13 protein-coding genes, 1 tRNA gene and 2 rRNA genes are annotated in these 18163 nt (G+C 63.0%); 10 read left to right on the top strand and 6 right to left on the bottom strand.

Features of this window, described 5'->3' with window-relative positions; genetic code table 11:
- The first annotated feature begins 222 nt into the window (after positions 1 to 222).
- A tRNA-Arg gene (locus tag ACERK3_16135) sits at positions 223 to 296 on the top strand.
- Between the two features lie 90 nt (positions 297 to 386).
- Here ACERK3_16135 and ACERK3_16130 read toward each other — a convergent pair.
- From ACERK3_16130 to ACERK3_16115, 4 genes are all read right to left on the bottom strand, one after another.
- The gene (locus tag ACERK3_16130; GenBank protein MFA9479814.1) at positions 387 to 1412 is read right to left on the bottom strand and encodes a dihydrodipicolinate synthase family protein; all 1026 of its coding nucleotides are present in this window, start codon (positions 1410 to 1412) and stop codon (positions 387 to 389) included.
- A gap of 156 nt (positions 1413 to 1568) precedes the next feature.
- Entirely contained in the window at positions 1569 to 2516 is a 948-nt protein-coding gene (locus tag ACERK3_16125; GenBank protein MFA9479813.1) for an ABC transporter substrate-binding protein, read from the bottom strand.
- A 32-nt stretch (positions 2517 to 2548) separates the two neighbouring features.
- On the bottom strand, positions 2549 to 3904 hold the full coding sequence (locus tag ACERK3_16120) for a hypothetical protein (protein MFA9479812.1): 1356 nt from the start codon (positions 3902 to 3904) through the stop codon (positions 2549 to 2551).
- Between the two features lie 269 nt (positions 3905 to 4173).
- The gene (locus ACERK3_16115) at positions 4174 to 5034 is read right to left on the bottom strand and encodes an outer membrane lipoprotein carrier protein LolA (GenBank protein MFA9479811.1); all 861 of its coding nucleotides are present in this window, start codon (positions 5032 to 5034) and stop codon (positions 4174 to 4176) included.
- A gap of 620 nt (positions 5035 to 5654) precedes the next feature.
- On the opposite strand from ACERK3_16115, the gene ACERK3_16110 reads away from it, so the two are divergent.
- The 5 genes from ACERK3_16110 to ACERK3_16090 all read left to right on the top strand — a co-directional run bounded on the left by ACERK3_16110 (position 5655) and on the right by ACERK3_16090 (position 9954).
- Positions 5655 to 6404 (top strand): hypothetical protein, encoded by a 750-nt coding sequence (locus ACERK3_16110; protein MFA9479810.1) that lies wholly within the window; start codon positions 5655 to 5657, stop codon positions 6402 to 6404.
- A complete protein-coding gene (locus ACERK3_16105; protein ID MFA9479809.1) occupies positions 6401 to 6823 on the top strand; it encodes a phage holin family protein in 423 nt (140 codons plus the stop codon). Before ACERK3_16110 ends, ACERK3_16105 begins: the two co-directional genes overlap by 4 nt.
- Positions 6820 to 7977 (top strand): DUF3618 domain-containing protein, encoded by a 1158-nt coding sequence (locus ACERK3_16100; protein ID MFA9479808.1) that lies wholly within the window; start codon positions 6820 to 6822, stop codon positions 7975 to 7977. The genes ACERK3_16105 and ACERK3_16100 overlap by 4 nt, the downstream gene beginning before the upstream one ends.
- Before the next feature lie 257 nt (positions 7978 to 8234).
- Complete coding sequence (gene ilvA / locus ACERK3_16095) at positions 8235 to 9440, top strand: threonine ammonia-lyase (protein ID MFA9479807.1); 1206 nt, start codon at positions 8235 to 8237, stop codon at positions 9438 to 9440.
- Positions 9441 to 9486: 46 nt separating this feature from the next.
- Positions 9487 to 9954: a RidA family protein gene (locus ACERK3_16090; protein MFA9479806.1), complete on the top strand. Its 468-nt coding sequence runs from the start codon at positions 9487 to 9489 to the stop codon at positions 9952 to 9954.
- 164 nt (positions 9955 to 10118) lie between these two features.
- On the opposite strand, the gene ACERK3_16085 is transcribed toward ACERK3_16090, so the two are convergent.
- A complete protein-coding gene (locus tag ACERK3_16085; GenBank protein ID MFA9479805.1) occupies positions 10119 to 11144 on the bottom strand; it encodes a Gfo/Idh/MocA family protein in 1026 nt (341 codons plus the stop codon).
- Positions 11145 to 11205: 61 nt separating this feature from the next.
- Entirely contained in the window at positions 11206 to 12048 is an 843-nt protein-coding gene (locus tag ACERK3_16080) for a sugar phosphate isomerase/epimerase family protein (GenBank protein ID MFA9479804.1), read from the bottom strand.
- Between the two features lie 271 nt (positions 12049 to 12319).
- On the opposite strand from ACERK3_16080, the gene ACERK3_16075 reads away from it, so the two are divergent.
- From ACERK3_16075 to ACERK3_16060, 4 genes are all read left to right on the top strand, one after another.
- Positions 12320 to 13429, top strand: a complete 1110-nt coding sequence (locus ACERK3_16075) for an ROK family protein (protein MFA9479803.1) — start codon at positions 12320 to 12322, stop codon at positions 13427 to 13429.
- Positions 13430 to 14102: 673 nt separating this feature from the next.
- Positions 14103 to 16966, top strand: a 23S ribosomal RNA gene (locus tag ACERK3_16070).
- A 164-nt stretch (positions 16967 to 17130) separates the two neighbouring features.
- Positions 17131 to 17238 (top strand): 5S ribosomal RNA (gene rrf, locus ACERK3_16065).
- 202 nt (positions 17239 to 17440) lie between these two features.
- Complete coding sequence (locus ACERK3_16060; GenBank protein MFA9479802.1) at positions 17441 to 17944, top strand: gluconokinase; 504 nt, start codon at positions 17441 to 17443, stop codon at positions 17942 to 17944.
- Positions 17945 to 18163 lie beyond the last annotated feature (219 nt).

Genomic DNA, 18163 nt, shown 5'->3' with positions numbered 1-18163 from the left:
ATTCTCCCCTGAGCCGGCCGTGCAAATCGCACGACTAAAAAACGGTATCGGTTGAATCGATCGTGTCGTTTAGGTCGTGTTACGAAGTTTCTGGCCGCCCGCCGCCACCCGCGATTGACCGCCTCGGCATTCGCCAGTAGGCTTTGCACAAGTCGTAGCGGCACAACCCCGCTCGGCCGGGCAAGGGCCTGCTAACGCACCCTCGCCTGGACATACAAACCTGCGTCCGTAGCTCAATTGGATAGAGCATCGGTCTTCGGAACCGAGGGTTGGGGGTTCGAGTCCCTCCGGGCGCATTGCGGATTCAAGTTAAGACGGCCGTGCCCTGGCTGGTAGGGGGCATCGGCGGCGGCTTCACCGGCCGACATCGCCGCCCGCATCAACGTTTACAAAACGCCGCGCTGACGCAACTGGTCGATGACCTGTTGGGCAATGTGGGAAATGTGCTCTCGGCCCACGCCGGCGGCGGGCTGGCCATTGCGCGGCGGGCAGCCTTCGCTCGGCGGATCAATCAACCCGAAGTCGGCGACCAGGCAGTGCAGCACGCGCTGCAAGGCGCTGCGGTCGACCTGCTGCGTCTCGCTCATCGGCTGTCGGCTTGCACCCAGGCGAATGCCGCGCAGCTCGACCGCAGCGCGGAAGCCCTCGGGGAAGTCGGCCGAGTAGAGCATCGTGTCGAACAACTCCAGCAGGCGATATTGCAGCGAGATCGCCTCATCAAGCTGCCCCGCGCGGGTCAGGTCATAGAGCTTGCGGGTCAGCTCCGGCACGACGCCGCTGGTCGCGTGCGTGCCGCCGTCCGCGCCGACCTGGAGCATGGGCACGAGCACGGCTTCCCAACCGGTGAGGAACGTGAAGTCAGGCCGATGCGGACGGATCGCCGCGATCATCCGCATCATGAACGCCACGTCGCCGCTGGAATCTTTGATGCCGATGATGCGATCAAACTCCGCCAGCCGACGGATCGTCGGCACGTCGATCGGCGAAGCGAACATCGGAATGTTGTACAGCGTCACATCGACCGGACTGTTGCGGGCGATCTCGCGAAAGTAGGCGTACACGCTCTCCGACGAAAGCTTGTAATAAAACGGACTGACAATCGCCACCGCCCGCGCCCCATACTCGGCGTACGCTTCGCAGGCACGCAGCGTCTCGGCGACATTCGCCTCGGCAGCACCGGCGAGCACGGGCACACGGCCGGCCGCCTGCTCACAGACGATCTGCACGATGCGCCGCCGCTCGTCAGCGGTAAATCGGGTGAACTCGCCCGTCGAGCCGTTGGGGTACAGCCCATGCACGCCGCGCTCGATCAGCCAGTCGATATACCGCCGCAGCTCATCCTCAGCGACACGGCCGTGGGCATCGAGGGGCACCATGTGTGGCGTAAAGACGCCTTGCAGTTTGTCGGTCATGGCGGTCAGCCTTTATCCCATTTCAGGAAAAGCGGCAGCGGAATGGTCTGCCAACCAAACGCTTGCACAGACGGTGCTCGCTGCGGCAGATGCTGGTGGAAGCGTAATGACGAAAACCGCCGATCGCAACTGACGGGCGTGATTGCTCTTGTACGGCTACTCCGCCGCATGGTCCGCCATCACGGCCGCGATCTCGTCCGCCAGGTCGGGGTGAATCGCCGTCGCCAGCGTCGCCGCCACTTCCGGCAGCGACGTGCTCGCCAGCAGCACTTGCGGATGATTGATCACATACACGCGATCGTCGCGCATCGCCGGGACGGGCAGGTCGCGGATCGCGCGTAGCCGAGCGTCGCCGTCGTGCAGCGGTGGGGCGTCGGGCGACAGTAGCAATATCACCTCCGGCGAAAGCGACAGCACCCCCTCGCGGTCATACGTCGGCGCGGTCACGCTCGCCCCGGCCGTGGCGTTGCGCCCGCCCACCCATTCGAGCAACTGGTCGTGCACCGTGCCGGGCCCGCTGGCCATCAATGGCGTGTGGCCGATCACCAGCAACACGCGCGGCCGATCGCGGTCGGCCGTCAACTCACGCAACGCACCAAGCGACGCATCAAACCGCGCCAGCAGCACCCGCGCCCGCTCCGGCACGCCCAACGCCTCGCCAAGGGGTGGCGGGCCCGGCCGCGCGTCACCCGTATCACCCGCATCACGGTGCAGCGTCTGCCGAACGTCGTCGATCGAAAACGGAAACCGATACGCCACCAACTCGAATCGGCCCGCCTCGGCCAACTCGCGCAGTCGGCGCGGCGGCTCGCGCGTCGTCGTCAGCGTCAACACATGCGTCGGCGACAAGCCCACCAGCCGTTCGGTGTTCACATCCGCATAGTTGCCCACCACCGGCAGCCCGCGCGGCGCCGAAGCGTCATGCTCCGCCACGCCCACCAGCCGATCGCCAAGCCCCAGGTCGACCACCATCTGCGTCAGCCCCGGCGCGAGCGACACCAGCCGCAGCTCACCGTCATCGTTCGCCGCCTCATCCCCCGCACGCTCACAGCCAACGCACAACGCCACCGCCGCCGTCAGCAGCAGCAGCGCAGCCACACCCACCAACCATCGATCATGTAAAACCCGCCACCCCATCACGTGCCCGGCTCGACCTTCTCCGGCGGCATGGTCGCTGCGTCGCCCAGCGTGTCGCCGTCCAACTCGCCCGCGATGAACACATCGTCAAACCCCGTGCCGTCCGTCGCCCGACGAAGCAGCAGGTAAATCCACGTGCTCGCACAGAAGTAAAAGCTCACCGCAAACGCCGGCAACAATGCCGCCAGCAGCGTTACCCACCCACGCATCACGACCGACGCCATCGTGCTCAGCACGCCCACCTCAACGTCCGGCCGACCGGTCACCAACTCGTTTGCCAGCGGCGGCGCGAGCAGCGCGTCAAAGCGATTCACACCCGTATCGCCCACCGTGGTAAACACCAACTGGCTCGCAAACGCCCACGTCAACCACAACGTCAGCAGCAGCACCAGGCTGATCACCAGGTACATCGCCGCCCCGTACACGATGCTCACCAGGCTATAGAACAGAAAATGCAGCGGTCGGCCGAGCGTGTAGTTATACGTCCGACTCAGTGCATCAAACGCGTCCGTCCCCTCCACCGCCATCGCCGGCAGCAGCAGATGCCCCGCCGTCGCCAGCCCCACCACCAGCAGCGCCGCCACCAGCCCGCACATCAGCATCGCCCCGTACAGCAGCGCGCCGACCACATCCAGCCCCGGCAGGTTGAACAGCACACCGACAATCATCATCCCCACGCCGATCAGCACCACCAGCAGCACCGGCGTCAGCGGCGCAAGGAAAAACCACGGATACCGCGCCGCCACGAACCGCACCGCACCCACCAGCGAGCCGCGACGGTTCAAACACGCGTGCAGCGCCGCCAGCCGGGCGATCGCGCCGCCGAGGATCGCCGTCACCAGAAACGCCCACAACAGGTACAGCAGCACAAACGTCGGCTGCGTGCGGATCAACCACGTCGGCACGGTCACAAGCATCTCGACCATCGGCCCCATCAAGCCGCGCGACGCCGAGCCTCGGCCCATGAGAAAATCGCCCACACCCAGTTCCAGCGTCACCGCCGAGTTGAGCAACCGCCGAAACGCCGACCGCTGCTGCGCAACGGTCGTCTCGAACACGCCGCGCGCTTCGCCCGCGCGGTCGTCCGCCGCCGCCTCGCGATACGCTTCCATCCATCGGCTGTACTGTTCGCCGCTCATCACCTGGTACCGCTGCACCGCGCCGTCCGGCACAGCCGCGCCCCACACCACGTCCAACGCCAGCCCCCCCGCGTACAGCAACGCCACCAACGCCAACGCCAACACCACCTTCGCCGGGTGCAACGCCATCGCCGCCGTCCGCAACAGCGCCAGCCACGGCAGCACGGCGTACCAGTCAACGCGATCGACACGAACGCGTGTGTCATATTCAGACATCAATTACCTCCACCAGAAACGCGTCCCCCAAACGCTCGCCAGCGACCTGAACCATCTCCCAAAACATTGCCGACCATCATACATAGACAACGACCACGCGACATGAAACCATAACACCACGGCACGACAGCACGGCAGCACGACAACGCGTACAAGTTCGAAACATTTAGCCGCGGTGCTTGCACCGCGCTTTCCCGCCCCCACACGCCGAGCGCGCGGTGCAAGCACCGGGGCTAAATGGGGCGAGCCCCCTCAACCAAACATCAAACTCAATCCAGCGCCCGCCGCTCTACCTGCCACCCCGCCGCGTCCGGCGGCGTCGTATCAAACACCGCCTCATCCACATCCACCCCCGTCTGCATCTCGCCCAGCCGAATCGTCGACTCCGTCTGATCCACATCGTTCACCGTCCGCACCTGCAACGGCAAACGCGTCTCGCGGTCGTACCAGATATCGATCTGTGTCTGATCGATCTCAACGCCCGGCCGAGGCGTCAGCCGCAGCAGCACAGCCTCCTCAAACGCAGGCTCATCCTCCGTCACCAACGCCACCTCGAACCGCTCCAGCACGGTGTCCTTCTGCAAGTCCAACGGCAGGGCAAACGGCCCTTCGCCCAGTCGCAGCAGGTCTTCGCCTTCGTCGCCTTCCGCGACCAGCTCGCGCAAAATGAACAGCCGCTGGTCGTCATGCCGCTCCGCCAGCCATCGGCCGTCGAAGATGTACCGCCGTTCCTGCATCTGCATCTCGTCGTGCATCGCCATCCGATCGAAGTGAACATGAAACCGCGCCGGCGGCCCCGCGTCATACGTCAGCCGACCGAAGCGCGTCTGCTCGTCGCCGAGCAACACCTGCACGCGGTCGTAACGCACGCGCGCCGTCAGTGTGTCAATCTCATCACTGCGAGCCTCGATCCGCTCCAGCCACTGCTCGGCGGTGTCCTCTGCTTCATGAGCCATTTCCGCAGCCTCTTCCGAAGCCACGTCCGGGGCGTCTTCCGGAGCAACGTTCGACGCGTCGGCCGGCGTGACGTCCGGAGCAACCCGGGGCGTCTGCTCCGGCGGCGGGTCGGCGCGGGTGGTGCAGGCAGTCAGCAGCGACAGGCTCACCGTCGCGGTCAATGTCAAAATCAAAGGCGAATGATGCATGGCTTTCCCGGTTGAAGTTGCAAGGGTGAAGCAGGGCGGCCGTAACGCTTGGCCGACCTCAAGTATAGGGACGCATCCCACCGCCGTCCGGTTCTCACGGGCCCGCCCAACCAGGCCCGATCTATCGACCTCAAACATGCTGAAGCCCACGGCTTCCAGCCGTGGGTCTCCCCCCGCAACAAAGGCCCTGGTCTCAACGTAAACCCTGCGTAACATCATCATCTACAACAAGTAATAATCGCCACTAAGGATGTGGCAAATCTTACAATCCCCACAACTGAAATGGCCTCGCGTCAATCGAATCGGCCCTCGCGTCTGGCATCGGCCTTGCATTAGCTCACTTGGGCGGGGGACGCGGACCGAATGGTTCGCGCCGGACACCCCCGGTCCCCTCGGCCGAATGTTGAGTCCGCGTGACGGGTGGAGGACGGTGCGGTCAGGCTCAGCCTGACCGGTGAAGCAGTGCACATCGCAAACGGTTAAGCGGTGTGCCTGTCCTACGCTTGGTGTAGATACGTATGCCGCGTGTCCACGTCCGCCGCGAGCTCGTCGCTCGCGCAACGTGGCTGGGCTGCGAAAGACAGCGGGAAAGAAGGAGTTCCATTATGGCTGATATCAAAAACCCCGAACGACAGGGCTTTGAGTCCTCCGACGAGGGGCAGACCCAGGGCGAACGCTTCGGCGAGCAGGCTCGCGAAGCCGTCGGCCGCACACGCGAAGCCGCCTCCGCCGCCAGCGATCGCATCGGCGAGAAGGCCCACAACCTCGCCGAGCAGGGCAAGTCACGCCTGGCCCAGGCCATCAGCGACATCGGCGTCGCCATTCGCGAAGCCGGGCATAAGCTGCACGACGAACAGCAGGAAGGCCCCGCCGGCTACGTCGACCAGGCCGCCGACCAGGTCGACAGCATCGCCAGCTACCTGCAGAACCACGACGTTCAGCAGCTCTACGGCTCAGTCGAAAACACCGCCCGCCAACACCCCGCGATTTTCATCGGCGCAACCTTCGCCTGCGGCCTCGTCGCCGCCCGATTCCTCCGAAGCTCCGGCAAATCCCGAAGCGGCTCGCAGCAAAAGCAGATCGGCTCGTATGGCACTGGTTCGTACGGCACCGGCCAAGCCAGCATCGGCGAAGCATCGCAGGGCAGCCCCAGCGAGTCCACCACCGGCGAGGCCTTCGCCGAGGCACGCAAGGCCGGCGACGAAGCGCGAAAAGCGTTCCAAGGCGAAAAGCCCACCGGTGCCGAATCGTCGTCCCTCGGCGAAGCGTCCGATCAGGCCTCCGACCTGCCGCAAGACAACCTTGCTGACGATGACCCCTCGCAAGGCATAGGCGAGGAAGGTGAACGACCATGAGACGCATCATCGACACAGACCCGCGAACCTTCGGCGAACTGCTGAAGGACCTCAAAGACCAGACTTCCTACCTCTTCCGACGTGAGATCGATCTGGCCCGCACCGAGTTGACCGAAAAAGGTCAACAGGTCGCACGCCACAGCACGCTGGTCATCGCCGGGGCGGTGGTCGGCCTGCTCGCCGCGATCACACTCTGCATCGCGCTCAGCTTCGCCCTCACCAGCCTCTTCGCCCTGATCATGCCGATCGGCGTCGCCTACTGGCTGGGGCCGCTGGTCGTCGCGATCGCCCTGGGCCTGGGGGCATGGGGCCTCATCCACGTCGGCATCAAACGATTGCGAGAGCAGCACTATCGACCCGACCAGACGGTCGACAGTCTGCAGGAGAACCAACAATGGCTCAAAGAGAAAGTGACATGACCCGGCACACCGACACCACCGATACCACCGGGTCGTCCGACGAACACCATCACGTACGACAGGCCGCCGGCGAAGCGACGCGCACACGCGAAGCCGACGAGAAACCTCGCGTCCGCACCGTCGGCCCGACGCGCAGCGACAAAAAACTGCGCGAACGCCACGAGCAACGCGAGCCGTCAAAGCAAGAAAACCCCGACGCGATCCGACGCGATATCGACGACACCCGCCACCAGCTGGACAGCACGATTGACACCCTCCAGCTTCGGCTATCACCCCAATACATCACGCAGCAAACCATGGACAAAATCAAACACAAAAGCAGCCAGGCCGGACACGGCTTCATCCGCACCATCCGCGAAAACCCCATGCCCGCCGTCCTCTCGGGCGTCGGCATCGCCTGGCTGGTGGGCGCAAGCAGACGCAGCAGCCAGACCGAGGAGCATATCGCCTACCGCGACTACCCCGGCCGACCGCCGGGCACGCCCGAAGACGCTGAGCTGCGCGCCCGCCATGCGCTCTATGAAGCCGGCATGGAAAGCCAGGGCTCCGCCTATCCGCGGACCAGTTCCCAACAAGCCGGGCAGGGCGAAGGCAAGGCCCACCAGATGGGCGAACAAGCCAAGGCCTACGGCCAACAGGCTCGCGATAAAGCGCACGACTACGGCGAACAGGCCAAAGCCTACGGCCAACAAGCTCGCGACAAGGCGCACGAATACGGCGAACAAGCTCGCGATAAGGCCAGCGAATACGGCCACCGCATCGCCGACTCCACCGCCTACATGCGCGACCGCGCCTCGGAAATGGGCCACCACCTTCGCGAACAGGCCAGCGACGCCGGCGACCGCATCCGCGCCGGTTCACAGCAGGCCAAGCAGTCCGCACACGACCTCTTCGAAGACCATCCGCTCAGCGTCGGCCTCGGCGTCCTCGCGGCGGGCCTCGCCCTCGGCCTCCTGCTGCCCGGCACGCGAAAGGAAAATGAAGCCTTCGGTCAGCAACGCGACAAGCTCATGGACCAGGCCCAGACCTACGGCAGCGACATGGCCGAACGTGGCAAGGTCGTCGCCCAACGCGCCGGCGAAGCCGCAAGCGAAGCGGCGAGCGAAGCCGCCAGTGAACAGGGGCTCACCGGCGGTGAGTCGGAAACGTCGTAACCCTCGCGACGCACCACCCCGCCCGCCGCACATGCAAGGGCGCCCGACCGTCAGGCCGAGGCGCCCTTGCTATTTCATGCGCCCACCCCCCCCACACGCACCGCGCCCCATAAAGCCCGGGCATGGCCATGCTCGGGCTCCCCCAAGCCCCACGCCCCAAACTCGAAACTGGAACGCCTTTCTCTTTATACTGTCGCTTCACCTCACCCACTGCGTGTGTCGAGGTTGGGGACAGCTCCGCATAAGGATCATCTTCCATGCAGCCGGTCACGTTTGAAGATGTGCAGGCGGCTCGGCAGCGCATCGGCGACGCCATCGTCCTCACCCCTTGCGCCAAGTCGCCGGCGCTTTCGGAAATCGCCGACTGCGAGCTCTACTGCAAGCTCGAATACCTCCAACGCACCGGCAGCTTCAAAGAACGCGGCGCTGCCAACGCGCTCACGCTCCTCGCCGAGGTCGGCGGCAAGCCCGGCGTCGTCGCCGCCTCCGCGGGCAATCACGCGCTGGCCCTCGCTTACCACGGCAAACGCCTCGGCCTGCCCGTCACCGTCGTCATGCCACGCTTCGCGCCGCTGATCAAAGCCGCCACCTGTCAGCGACTCGGCGCAAACGTCATCAAGTTTGGCGAAAGCTTCGCCGAAGCACGCCAACACGCCGACCGCCTCACCACCGAGCAAGGCCTCATCTACGTGCACGGCTACGACGACCCCGCCGTCATCGCCGGCCAAGGCACGCTTGGCATCGAACTGCACGAACAACTGCCCGAACTCGACGCTGTCGTCATCCCCATCGGCGGCGGCGGACTCATCGCCGGCGTCGCGGTCGCCCTCAAAGCCCTCCGCCCCGACGTCACCATCATCGGCGTTGAACCCGAACGCATGCCTTGCTACAGCAAAGCCCTCGAACACGGCGAGCCCTGCATGATCGACCCCGTCCCATCATTGGCCGACGGCCTGGCGGTAGGGCGGGTCGGCGAACGCGCCTTCCTAACCGCTCGCCCGCATGTCGACCGTGTCGTGCAGGTCAGCGAAGCCGAGCTTGCGCTGGCGATCCTCCGCCTGCTCGAACTGGAAAAAGCCGTCGTCGAAGGCGCGGGCGCGGCGTCGCTCGCGGCGGTGCTCGCCGGCAAGCTGCCGGAACTGGCGGGTAAGCGGGTGGCGCTGCCGTTGTGTGGCGGCAACATCGACCCGCTCGTGCTTCGTCGTGTCATCGAGCACGGCCTCGCGGTCGACCACCGGCTCTGCCGTTTCACCGTGACCATCAGCGACCGCCCCGGCGGCCTCGCCAAGCTCACTCGCCTCATCGCCGACGCCGACGCGAGCATTCAGGAAGTCCGCCACGACCGCATCTTCGCCGGCCCCGAGGTGACCAACGTGCAGGTTGACGTCGTCATCGAAACCCGCGACGCCGACCACGCCGAAGCCGTCCGCACCGCCCTCAAAGCCGAAGGCCTGCTCCACTAACGCCCCAACTAGAAACCAGAAACTCGAAACTTCGAAGGAACCCCAAATGTTCGACCTCGAATCGGCTCTGAAAAACCTCGGCTGGACACGCCCCGCGCCCCCCAAACCCGTTGCCAGCTACCTGCCATGCATCAGCACCGGCGACATGCTCTACATCAGCGGTCAACTCCCGCTGCGTGACGGCGAGCTCATCGCCACCGGCCCCGTGCCCTCCGCCGTCAGCCTCGAGGACGCGCAGCAAGCCGCCGGCCAATGCGTCGTCAACGGCCTCGCCCTCATCGACCAGGCCATCGCCAGCGACTGGCATCGCTTCGTCCGCATCGTCCGCGTCGGCGTCTTCGTCCAATGCGACCCCGGCTACGCCGACCAGCCCAAGGTCGCCAACGGCGCCAGCGATCTGCTCTTCAAACTGCTCGGCGAGCCCGGCCGACACGCCCGCGCCGCCGTCGGCGTCAACGCACTGCCGCTCAACGCCGCCGTCGAAGTCGAACTCATCGCCCAGATCCGCAGCTAACCCCCAAAGCCCACGGACGGCATCCGTGGGTCCCCCCGGTCCCCCAAAAAGACCGACGGCAATCAACATCAACCCCCACCACAAAAAAAGCCCCGCCGAAGTCGGCGGGGCTAAACGTCAATCAAAAATGTCGCAATGTCGTTTTGCGGTCCAGCGCAACCGCATCAGCCAATCGGCGTGACCTGCCCCGTCGCGATGCTCTTGCGTTCCGCTTCCACGATCTTCAGCGACTCCGCCGCGTCCGCGACCGTCACACGCTCGGGCTTGCGGTTGTTTTCAATGCAGTCCAGCAGGTAGGCGATCTCATGCTCATAGCCCATCCCGGCCGCGACCTTCACCGGTTCGGACTTGCCACCTTTGTGCAGCGTCACCGGGTCCGACGCACCAATGTCGAACACCACCGTCGCCTTCTCGAAGTTGACCGTGAACTGCATCGAGAAGCCGAAGCCTTCCGCGAGCGCCCAGCCGCCCTCGGCGGTCGCCATCGGGCCTTCGCCCTTCGCCGGGTCGCCGTAGATGTATTGTGTGACCACATGGTCCGGCTGGCCGGTGACGGTGGTATAGCCGCGGCTGTAGACCGCGCTCGGCATGCCGAAGCAGTAGTACACGAAGTCCGTGTCGTGCACGTGCAGGTCGAGAATCGCGCCGCCGCTGGCTTTGCCGTCGCTGTAAAACGGCCCGCCGGGGTGTGAGGTCACTCGGCGGAAATGCGCCGCGAGCACCTTGCCATACGTCTGCTCATCGATCGCCTGTTTCAGCCAGTCCCAGCCGGGCCAGAACCGCATGCACATGCCGACCATCGCGAGGCCCTTGGCCTTCGCCGCGGCGTCGGCGATCGCCTTCGCGTCCGCCGCCGTGTTCGCCAGCGGCTTCTCGATCATCACATGCTTGCCCGCCGCGAACGCAGCCTCCGCAAACTTGCGGTGCATCGGCGTCGGCAGACAGATGTCCACCAACGCCACATCCGGGTCGGCGATCAGTTCCATGCCGTCGGCGTACTTCTTCATCGCCGAGTAATCAATGCCGCCCTTGGCCTGGCCCTCAATGTTGCCCGCCGCCTTCTCCTTGCCCGACAGCCGATCCGGGTTCGCATCGCTGATCGCGACCACGTTCGCGCTCGGATGTTTCGCGTACACGTCCAGGTGCGTGCCACCCATCATGCCCAGTCCGATGACGCCGACGTTGACCATAGTTCAAGTCCTTTGTTGCGTATTGCGCCGCGTGATTCCGCCCCGCGCCGCGTGTGATGATTCAGTTGAAAATCCGGTCCATCGCCTGCTTCGTATGTTCCAGCAGCCCATCGCTTGGCGGCAGCATCTCCGCGACGACCGTGCGATCGTAGCCGATGCCCTTCAGCGCCGCGACTGTCTCCGGCCAGGGCACGTCGCCTTCGCCCAATTTCGCGAAGCTGTACGTGCCATCCCAGCCGAAGTTGTCTTTGAAGTCCTTGATGTGCACCCGCTTGATCCGCGAGCCGAGCAGCTCAATCCAATGCGGCGGATGCTGGTGATAACCCAACAGGTTGCCCACGTCGAAGTACATGCCCAGTCGATCGCTCTTGAACTCATCAATCAGGCTCATCCACTCCAACGGCGAAAGCAGCAGCCCGTTCCACACATTCTCCAGGCAAAGGTCCACCTGCACCTTCTCCGCTACCTCGAGCAACTCGCGCACCGCTTCGCGCACGCGGTCGACTGCCGTGTCGTAACGCACCACCTCGTCCGGGGCGATCGGGCTCGTCACTACACCGGGCACGAACAGCATCGCCTTGCACCCGGTCCACGCCGCGCGTTGCAGCGCCGCGGCGTGCAGTTCGATCGACTTCCGCCGTACCGCCGGGTCATTGCTCGTCGGGTTCGCCCCCCAGCTCATGCCGCTGGCCAGCGTTTCCACCGTGAGCCCGGCGCCGTCAATCTGTTTGCGGATGTTCTCGCAATCCGATTGTGAACTCTGTGTCGTCAGCACGCCTTCCGGCCCGATGCCCAGCTCCAGCCCCTCAAAGCCGGCGTCTTTCGCCGCGGCCAGCGCGTCGGCAATGGGCAATGTATTTTCCAGACCGCCGGGGATGGACCAGTACGAGATGCACTTTTTCATTTGAGCTTTCCTTGCGAAAACCGGTTGCTTTTCACGGTGCCAATGTTATTAAGGATCGCATGCGTTCCTAATATTGTCAACAGCCCGCATGACAAGGCCGGGCGGCTGCGGATACATGCAGATTGATGTGGCCACGCGGGTTTTGCGTACGTTCCATTTAGCGGCGGTGCTTGCACCGCCCTTTGCCGCCCTGTGGATCGAAAGCGCGGGCCAAGGCCCGCGGCTAAATCGAAGCCAGCATTTTGATGGGTTAAAGCCGAGGTAAACTGGCATGCTGATGGAGACGATCAACCCCCGACGTCGGCGTGAGCTTCGCGCGGTGTTGCGTGCCGGGCGGATGAGCCGATCGCAGCTTGTCGCCGCGACGCAGTTGCGTAAAAACACCGTGCTCACCGACGTCGCAGCGCTGCTGGCCGAGGGCGTGCTACGCGAGGTCGCCCAGGCCGTGCCCAGCGGCGGCCGACCGCGCACGCCGCTGGAGATCGACCCCATCGCCCGCCACGTCGTCGGCGTCTCCATCGAGCCCGGCTGCGTCCAGGCCCGCCGCATGAACCTGCTCGGCGAGCCGACCAGCCCGCCCGCCGCCGCCAAAGTCCGCTCGCCCAAGCATCTCGTGCCCACCGCCGAACGACTCCTTCGCGACCAGCTGGACGACCGCACCCTCATGGTCGGCGTCACCGCGCCGGGCTTCATCGACCGCTCGTCACACGAGCTTCGCTTCAGCGCCGCAGCGCCCCGCCGAACGCCGCTGAGCCTCGCGCCCCTGGTCGCCCTCGCAGGCGATCGCCCGGTCGTACTCGAAAACGATGTCCACGCCCGCGCCGCCTGCTGGCTCGCGGTCCACCGACCGCCCCAACGTCACGATACGCTATTCGTCGGCCTCGAAGACGGCCGACTCGGCGCAACCCTGCTCATCGACGGCCGACCCAATCTCGGCTCCGTCGGCGGCGCCAACGAACTCGGCCACAACCGCCTCCCCATCGACACCCCGCGCTGCTACTGCGGCCACCAAGGCTGCCTCGAACGCATCTTCAGCACCCCATACCTCCGCCACATCAAGCCCGCCGCCACCCGCGACCTCGCCGACCGCATTCGCCGATGTGATCGTGCCGCCGACGCGGGCCTTCGTCGCATCATCGAACTGCTCGCCCACGGCCTCGCCAACGCCGTCAACCTCCTCCGCGTCGAAACCCTCGTGCTCGCTACCCGTTTGCCCGACAGTCAGCCGTTCCTCGACAAGCTCGCCGACGCCGTACGCAGCCACGTTCTTGCGGAGTTGAACCGTCGCCTGCAGATCCAGTCGCACATCGACACGCAGACCCAGCCGCCCGACGCCGCAGCCCAGGCAGCCCTCGCCCGCCTGTTCTACGACGGCTGGTAATTCCGCCCCCGAAGCCCACGGATTGAATCCGCGGGCCCGCCCGCCACACCCCGTCCGCCCAACGTCTTTCCACAAAACATCCACGACCAGGAGGCATGATCCGGAAAATGAGACCACCGATTTGACACAGCCGCTGAGGCGCGTAGAATTTCCCTTCTGCAATTGAGGCAGCGGCAAGCTTTGCGACGCAAAACTGTCCGTTTCCACCGCAGGTCGCGAACCCCACCCGGGTCCGCTTCGTAAAATAATGCTGGCCTCGAGTTGACAGGCTGAAATCAGACTGTAAAGTGCTCGACTCGCTGCGAATGGCAAGGCCTTGCGAGGCCTCACCACCCGCAGCCAGCGGGACTGCCGGACAAGCCGAAAGGCGAATCTGGCAACGCTCTTTGACAAGTGGATAGGTTAGGTGTTGCACGTGTATCCCAATACACGTGTCTCACCGAGGCAAATTTAATCGAAGTGCTCTGAGAAGCTTGCTTTCGATGGCACGGTAGATGCATGCAATTGCTTTGTGAAAGCTTTGTGATGGCTTGTATCTGTCGGGTCGTGCGAGAGTCGTCGCGTGTAAATCGTGCGTGACGGATTGCCCGGTTTGTTGTCGATCTGGATGTTCAAACGCCCACTGCTTTTGGTGGTGGCTGTGAGAAAGAAAGGATCGGTCGCAGGTCGGGGTGATTAAGCTACTAAGGGCGTACGGTGGATGTCTCGGCGTCAAGAGGCGATGAAAGACGTGGTAGCCTGCGATATGCCCAGGGGAGCTGGCAAACAAGCTTCGATCCTGGGATCTCTGAATGGGGAAACCCGGCGGCTTCGGCCGTCATCCGTACCCGAATGCATAAGGTACGGAGGCAAACCCAGGGAACTGAAACATCTCAGTACCTGGAGGAATATAAAGAAACCTCGATTCCGTCAGTAGCGGCGAGCGAAATCGGAACAGCCCAAACCATCCCTCGGGATGGGGTTGCGGGCACCCATACGGTACATTGACGAAGGCTGTGAACGATCTGGAAAGGTCGGCCAAAGAAGGTGACGGCCCTGTAACAGCAAAAGTCGATGGCTAGGGTGTACCAGAGTAGCGTAGAGCTCGTGGAACTCTGCGTGAAGCTGGGGGGCCCACCCCCCAAGGCTAAATACTACTTGACGACCGATAGTGAATCAGTAGGGCGACTGAATGATGAAAAGTTCCCCGACAAGGGAAGTGAAATAGTATCTGAAACCGTACGCTTACAAGCGGTCGGAGTCTGTCTTCGGACGGATGACGGCGTGCCTTTTGCATAATGAGCCGGCGAGTTGACCTCTGTGGCAAGGTTAAGGCATACACTGCTGAAGCCGAAGCGAAAGCGAGTCTTAAACGGGCGAACAGTCGCAGGGGTCAGACGCGAAACTGGGTGATCTACCCATGGCCAGGTTGAAGGGCGGGTAAAACCGCCTGGAGGACCGAACCCGTAAACGTTGAAAAGTTTTGGGATGAGCTGTGGGGAGGAGTAAAAGTCTTATCAAACCCAGAGATATCTCGTTCTCCTCGAAATAGTTTTTGGGCTAGCCTTGCGTTACACCCTTCGGGGGTAGAGCTACTGGATGGAGATGGGGGGCTACCCGCCTACCCACTCCAACCAAACTCCGAATACCGAAGGATTTTGTCGCAGGAGTCAGACTGTGTGGGATAATCCGCACGGTCAAGAGGGAAACAACCCGGACCGCCAGCTAAGGTCCCTAATCAAACCTCAGTTCTTAAGGAAGTCAGATTGCCGTGACAGCCGGGATGTTGGCTTAGAAGCAGCCACCATTTAAAGAGTGCGTAATAGCTCACCGGTCGAGGAGTCTGGCGCCGATAATGATCGGGAATAAGGTTTGAACCGAAGCTGCGGACTTGTACTTGTACAAGTGGTAGAGGAGCGTTCCTGTCGGCGTAGAAGCGATACGGGCAACGTGTCGTGGAGCGTCAGGAAGTGAGTATGCCGGCTTGAGTAACGATAAAGCAGGTGAAAATCCTGCTCGCCGTAAGCCTAAGGTTTCCTGGGCAAGGTAATTCCGCCCAGGGTTAGTCGGACCCTAAGGCGAGGCCGAAAGGCGTAGTCGATGGACAGCAGGTTAATATTCCTGCACTCCGTATGGCGGTTGAAGCGACGTGACGGACTTCTGGAGCAAGGCGCACGACTAGTCGAGTGCGTCTCGCAAGAGCGAGGGCGATCTGATCCCGAAGCTTGCAAAAGAAGTCTCAAGAAATAGCGTTCGTGGACAAAATACGGATCCGTACTAAAACTGACACAGGTAGGCGTGGTGAATAACCTCAGGCGCTCGAGAGAATGGTAGTTAAGGAATTAGGCAAATTAACCCCGTAAGTTCGCGATAAGGGGGCCCTCCCCGACTTGATCGGAAGGGCGCAGAGAAAAGGCTCTGGGAACTGTTTATCAAAAACACAGCACTGTGCTAACTCGCAAGAGGATGTATACAGTGTGACGCCTGCTCGATGCCGGAATGTCAAGGAAGCAGGTTAGCCCTTCGGGGCGAAGCTTGCGACCAAAGCACCGGTCAATGGCGGCTCTAACTATGAGAGTCCTAAGGTAGCGAAGTTCCTTGTCGGGTAAGTTCCGACGCGCATGAATGGCGTAATCACTGGAGCACTGTCTCAACTACCAACTCGGTGAAATAGAAGACGCGGTGAAGATACCGCGTACCCGCAGCAAGACGGAAAGACCCCGTGGACCTTCACTGTAGGCTGATACTGGCCACGACTGTGATCTGCGTAGGATAGGTGGGAGGCTTTGAAGCTTCGGTTCTGGCTGAAGTGGAGCCATCCTTGAAATACCACCCTGATGACAGTTGTGACCTAACCACGACCCGTGAATCCGGGCGTGGGACCATGTTAGCTGGGCAGTTTGACTGGGGCGGTCTCCTCCTAAAAGGTAACGGAGGAGCGCAAAGGTTGGCTCAGCATGGTTGGAAACCATGTGTTGAGTGTAAGGGCATAAGCCAGCTTTACTGCGAGACATACTCGTCAAGCAGTTACGAAAGTAGGCCCTAGTGATCCGGTGATCCCGTGTGGAAGGGTCATCGCTCAACGGATAAAAGGTACCCCGGGGATAACAGGCTGATCGCTCCCGAGCGTCCATAGCGGCGGAGCGGTTTGGCACCTCGATGTCGGCTCGTCACATCCTGGGGCTGAAGGCGGTCCCAAGGGTTGGGCTGTTCGCCCATTAAAGTGGCACGCGAGCTGGGTTCAGACCGGCGTGAGCCAGGTCGGTCCCTATCTGCTGTGGGCGTAGCAACTTTGAGAGAATTCTTCCCTAGTACGAGAGGATTAGGAAGGACGGACCCCTGGTGCGCCAGTTGGACCGCTAGGTCCACCGCTGGGTAGCTAAGTCCGGCAGGGATAACCGCTGAAAGCATCTAAGCGGGAAGCCTTTCTCGAGATGAGAGTTGCATGTGGCTTTATGCCACGAGAGACCCCTGGAAGACTACCAGGTTGATAGGCTGGAACTGTAAGGGTTGAAAGGCCCTCAGGTGACCAGTACTAACGGTCGATCGCTTAATCACTCCGACCCACGACCGATCCCAACCATCGGCATGGGTCGCAATCAAGCTGATCAAAGCATCACGATTCAATCGCCTCAACGAGACGTGCAACGCACGCAACACCAACACCTGTCCGCTACCACAAGAGCAGCGGACGGTGCGAGCGAAAGCTCTCATCGTCCTTTGCCGGTGACCATAGCGTCGGGGAAACACCCGTTCCCATCCCGAACACGGTCGTTAAGCCCGACGCGCCGATGATACTGCAACAGCGGGAAAGTAGGTCATCGCCGGTTTATGAGCCCCACTGCCTAATCGGCCGTGGGGCTCTTTTTTTGCGCCCGCTTTTTGGGCCCGCTTTTTTTCGCCCGTTTTTTGCCCCCGTCGTGCCGCGATGACGGTTTGCCCACTATTCGGTGACAGCCTTCTCGCTGACGATGCCGCCCGAACGCCTCGGCCGACGACCACACACGCCGCAACACTCCGCGAGATCCTGGGATGATCATCATTCTCATGGGCGTCAGCGGCTCCGGCAAAACCACCGTCGGCCAGGCCCTCGCCTCCAGGCACAACTGCACCTTCATCGACGCCGACGACCACCACCCGCCCGCCAACATCGCCCGCATGCGCCGAGGCGAGCCGCTCACCGACGCCGACCGCTATCCCTGGCTGGACAATCTCAATGCCCAACTCCGTCAGGCTCACGCCGTCAGCCAACCCACCGTGCTCGCCTGCTCCGCCTTGAGGCAGGCCTACCGCGACCGCCTCGCCCGCGAGCTGCCGCCCGCCGCCCTTCGTTGGGTCTTTCTCCAGGTCAGCCCGCAACGCATTCAGCAGCGGATGAGCCAACGCGCTGATCACTTCATGCCGCCTTCGTTGATGCAAAGCCAGTTCGACGCGCTCGAGTCGCCGCAGGCGAGCGACGACACGATCGTGATTGATGCTGATCAGCCGGTCGCCGACGTGCTCGCGGCGGTTGAATCTTCGCTGGGCTTGCTCTGAGGACCCCATTTCGCGGCGGTGCTTGCACCGCCTTTCGCAACGTGATGGGCCGAAAGCGCGGGCCAAGGCCCGCGGCTAAATGGAAAGCACGTTGTCGGGTTTGCTGATCGTTTGCCGTATTTTTGGCGCTGCGATGGCAGGGCGGGGGGCGGTTTCCGGTTATGCGGTTTTGCGCGTGAGCTTGTGTCGCTGCCTACAATGTTTCGCTTGGCATGGCGG

The organism is Phycisphaerales bacterium AB-hyl4, from assembly GCA_041821185.1.
GTDB classification, from domain to species: Bacteria; Planctomycetota; Phycisphaerae; order Phycisphaerales; family Phycisphaeraceae; genus Natronomicrosphaera; species Natronomicrosphaera hydrolytica.
The sequence above is the reverse complement of the archived record's forward strand: the minus strand, read 5'-3'. Positions and strand labels throughout refer to the sequence as shown.

Bases quoted from the DNA above. Each gene is read 5' to 3' on its own strand.
- ACERK3_16080 (MFA9479804.1), bottom strand. From the start codon at position 12,048: ATGAAAAAGTGCATCTCGTACTGGTCCATCCCCGGCGGTCTGGAAAAT.
- ACERK3_16085 (MFA9479805.1), bottom strand. From the start codon at position 11,144: ATGGTCAACGTCGGCGTCATCGGACTGGGCATGATGGGTGGCACGCAC.
- ACERK3_16060 (MFA9479802.1), top strand. From the start codon at position 17,441: ATGATCATCATTCTCATGGGCGTCAGCGGCTCCGGCAAAACCACCGTC.
- ACERK3_16110 (MFA9479810.1), top strand. From the start codon at position 5,655: ATGGCTGATATCAAAAACCCCGAACGACAGGGCTTTGAGTCCTCCGAC.
- ACERK3_16075 (MFA9479803.1), top strand. From the start codon at position 12,320: ATGCTGATGGAGACGATCAACCCCCGACGTCGGCGTGAGCTTCGCGCG.
- ACERK3_16105 (MFA9479809.1), top strand. From the start codon at position 6,401: ATGAGACGCATCATCGACACAGACCCGCGAACCTTCGGCGAACTGCTG.
- ACERK3_16120 (MFA9479812.1), bottom strand. From the start codon at position 3,904: ATGTCTGAATATGACACACGCGTTCGTGTCGATCGCGTTGACTGGTAC.
- ACERK3_16100 (MFA9479808.1), top strand. From the start codon at position 6,820: ATGACCCGGCACACCGACACCACCGATACCACCGGGTCGTCCGACGAA.
- ACERK3_16130 (MFA9479814.1), bottom strand. From the start codon at position 1,412: ATGACCGACAAACTGCAAGGCGTCTTTACGCCACACATGGTGCCCCTC.
- ilvA (MFA9479807.1), top strand. From the start codon at position 8,235: ATGCAGCCGGTCACGTTTGAAGATGTGCAGGCGGCTCGGCAGCGCATC.
- ACERK3_16090 (MFA9479806.1), top strand. From the start codon at position 9,487: ATGTTCGACCTCGAATCGGCTCTGAAAAACCTCGGCTGGACACGCCCC.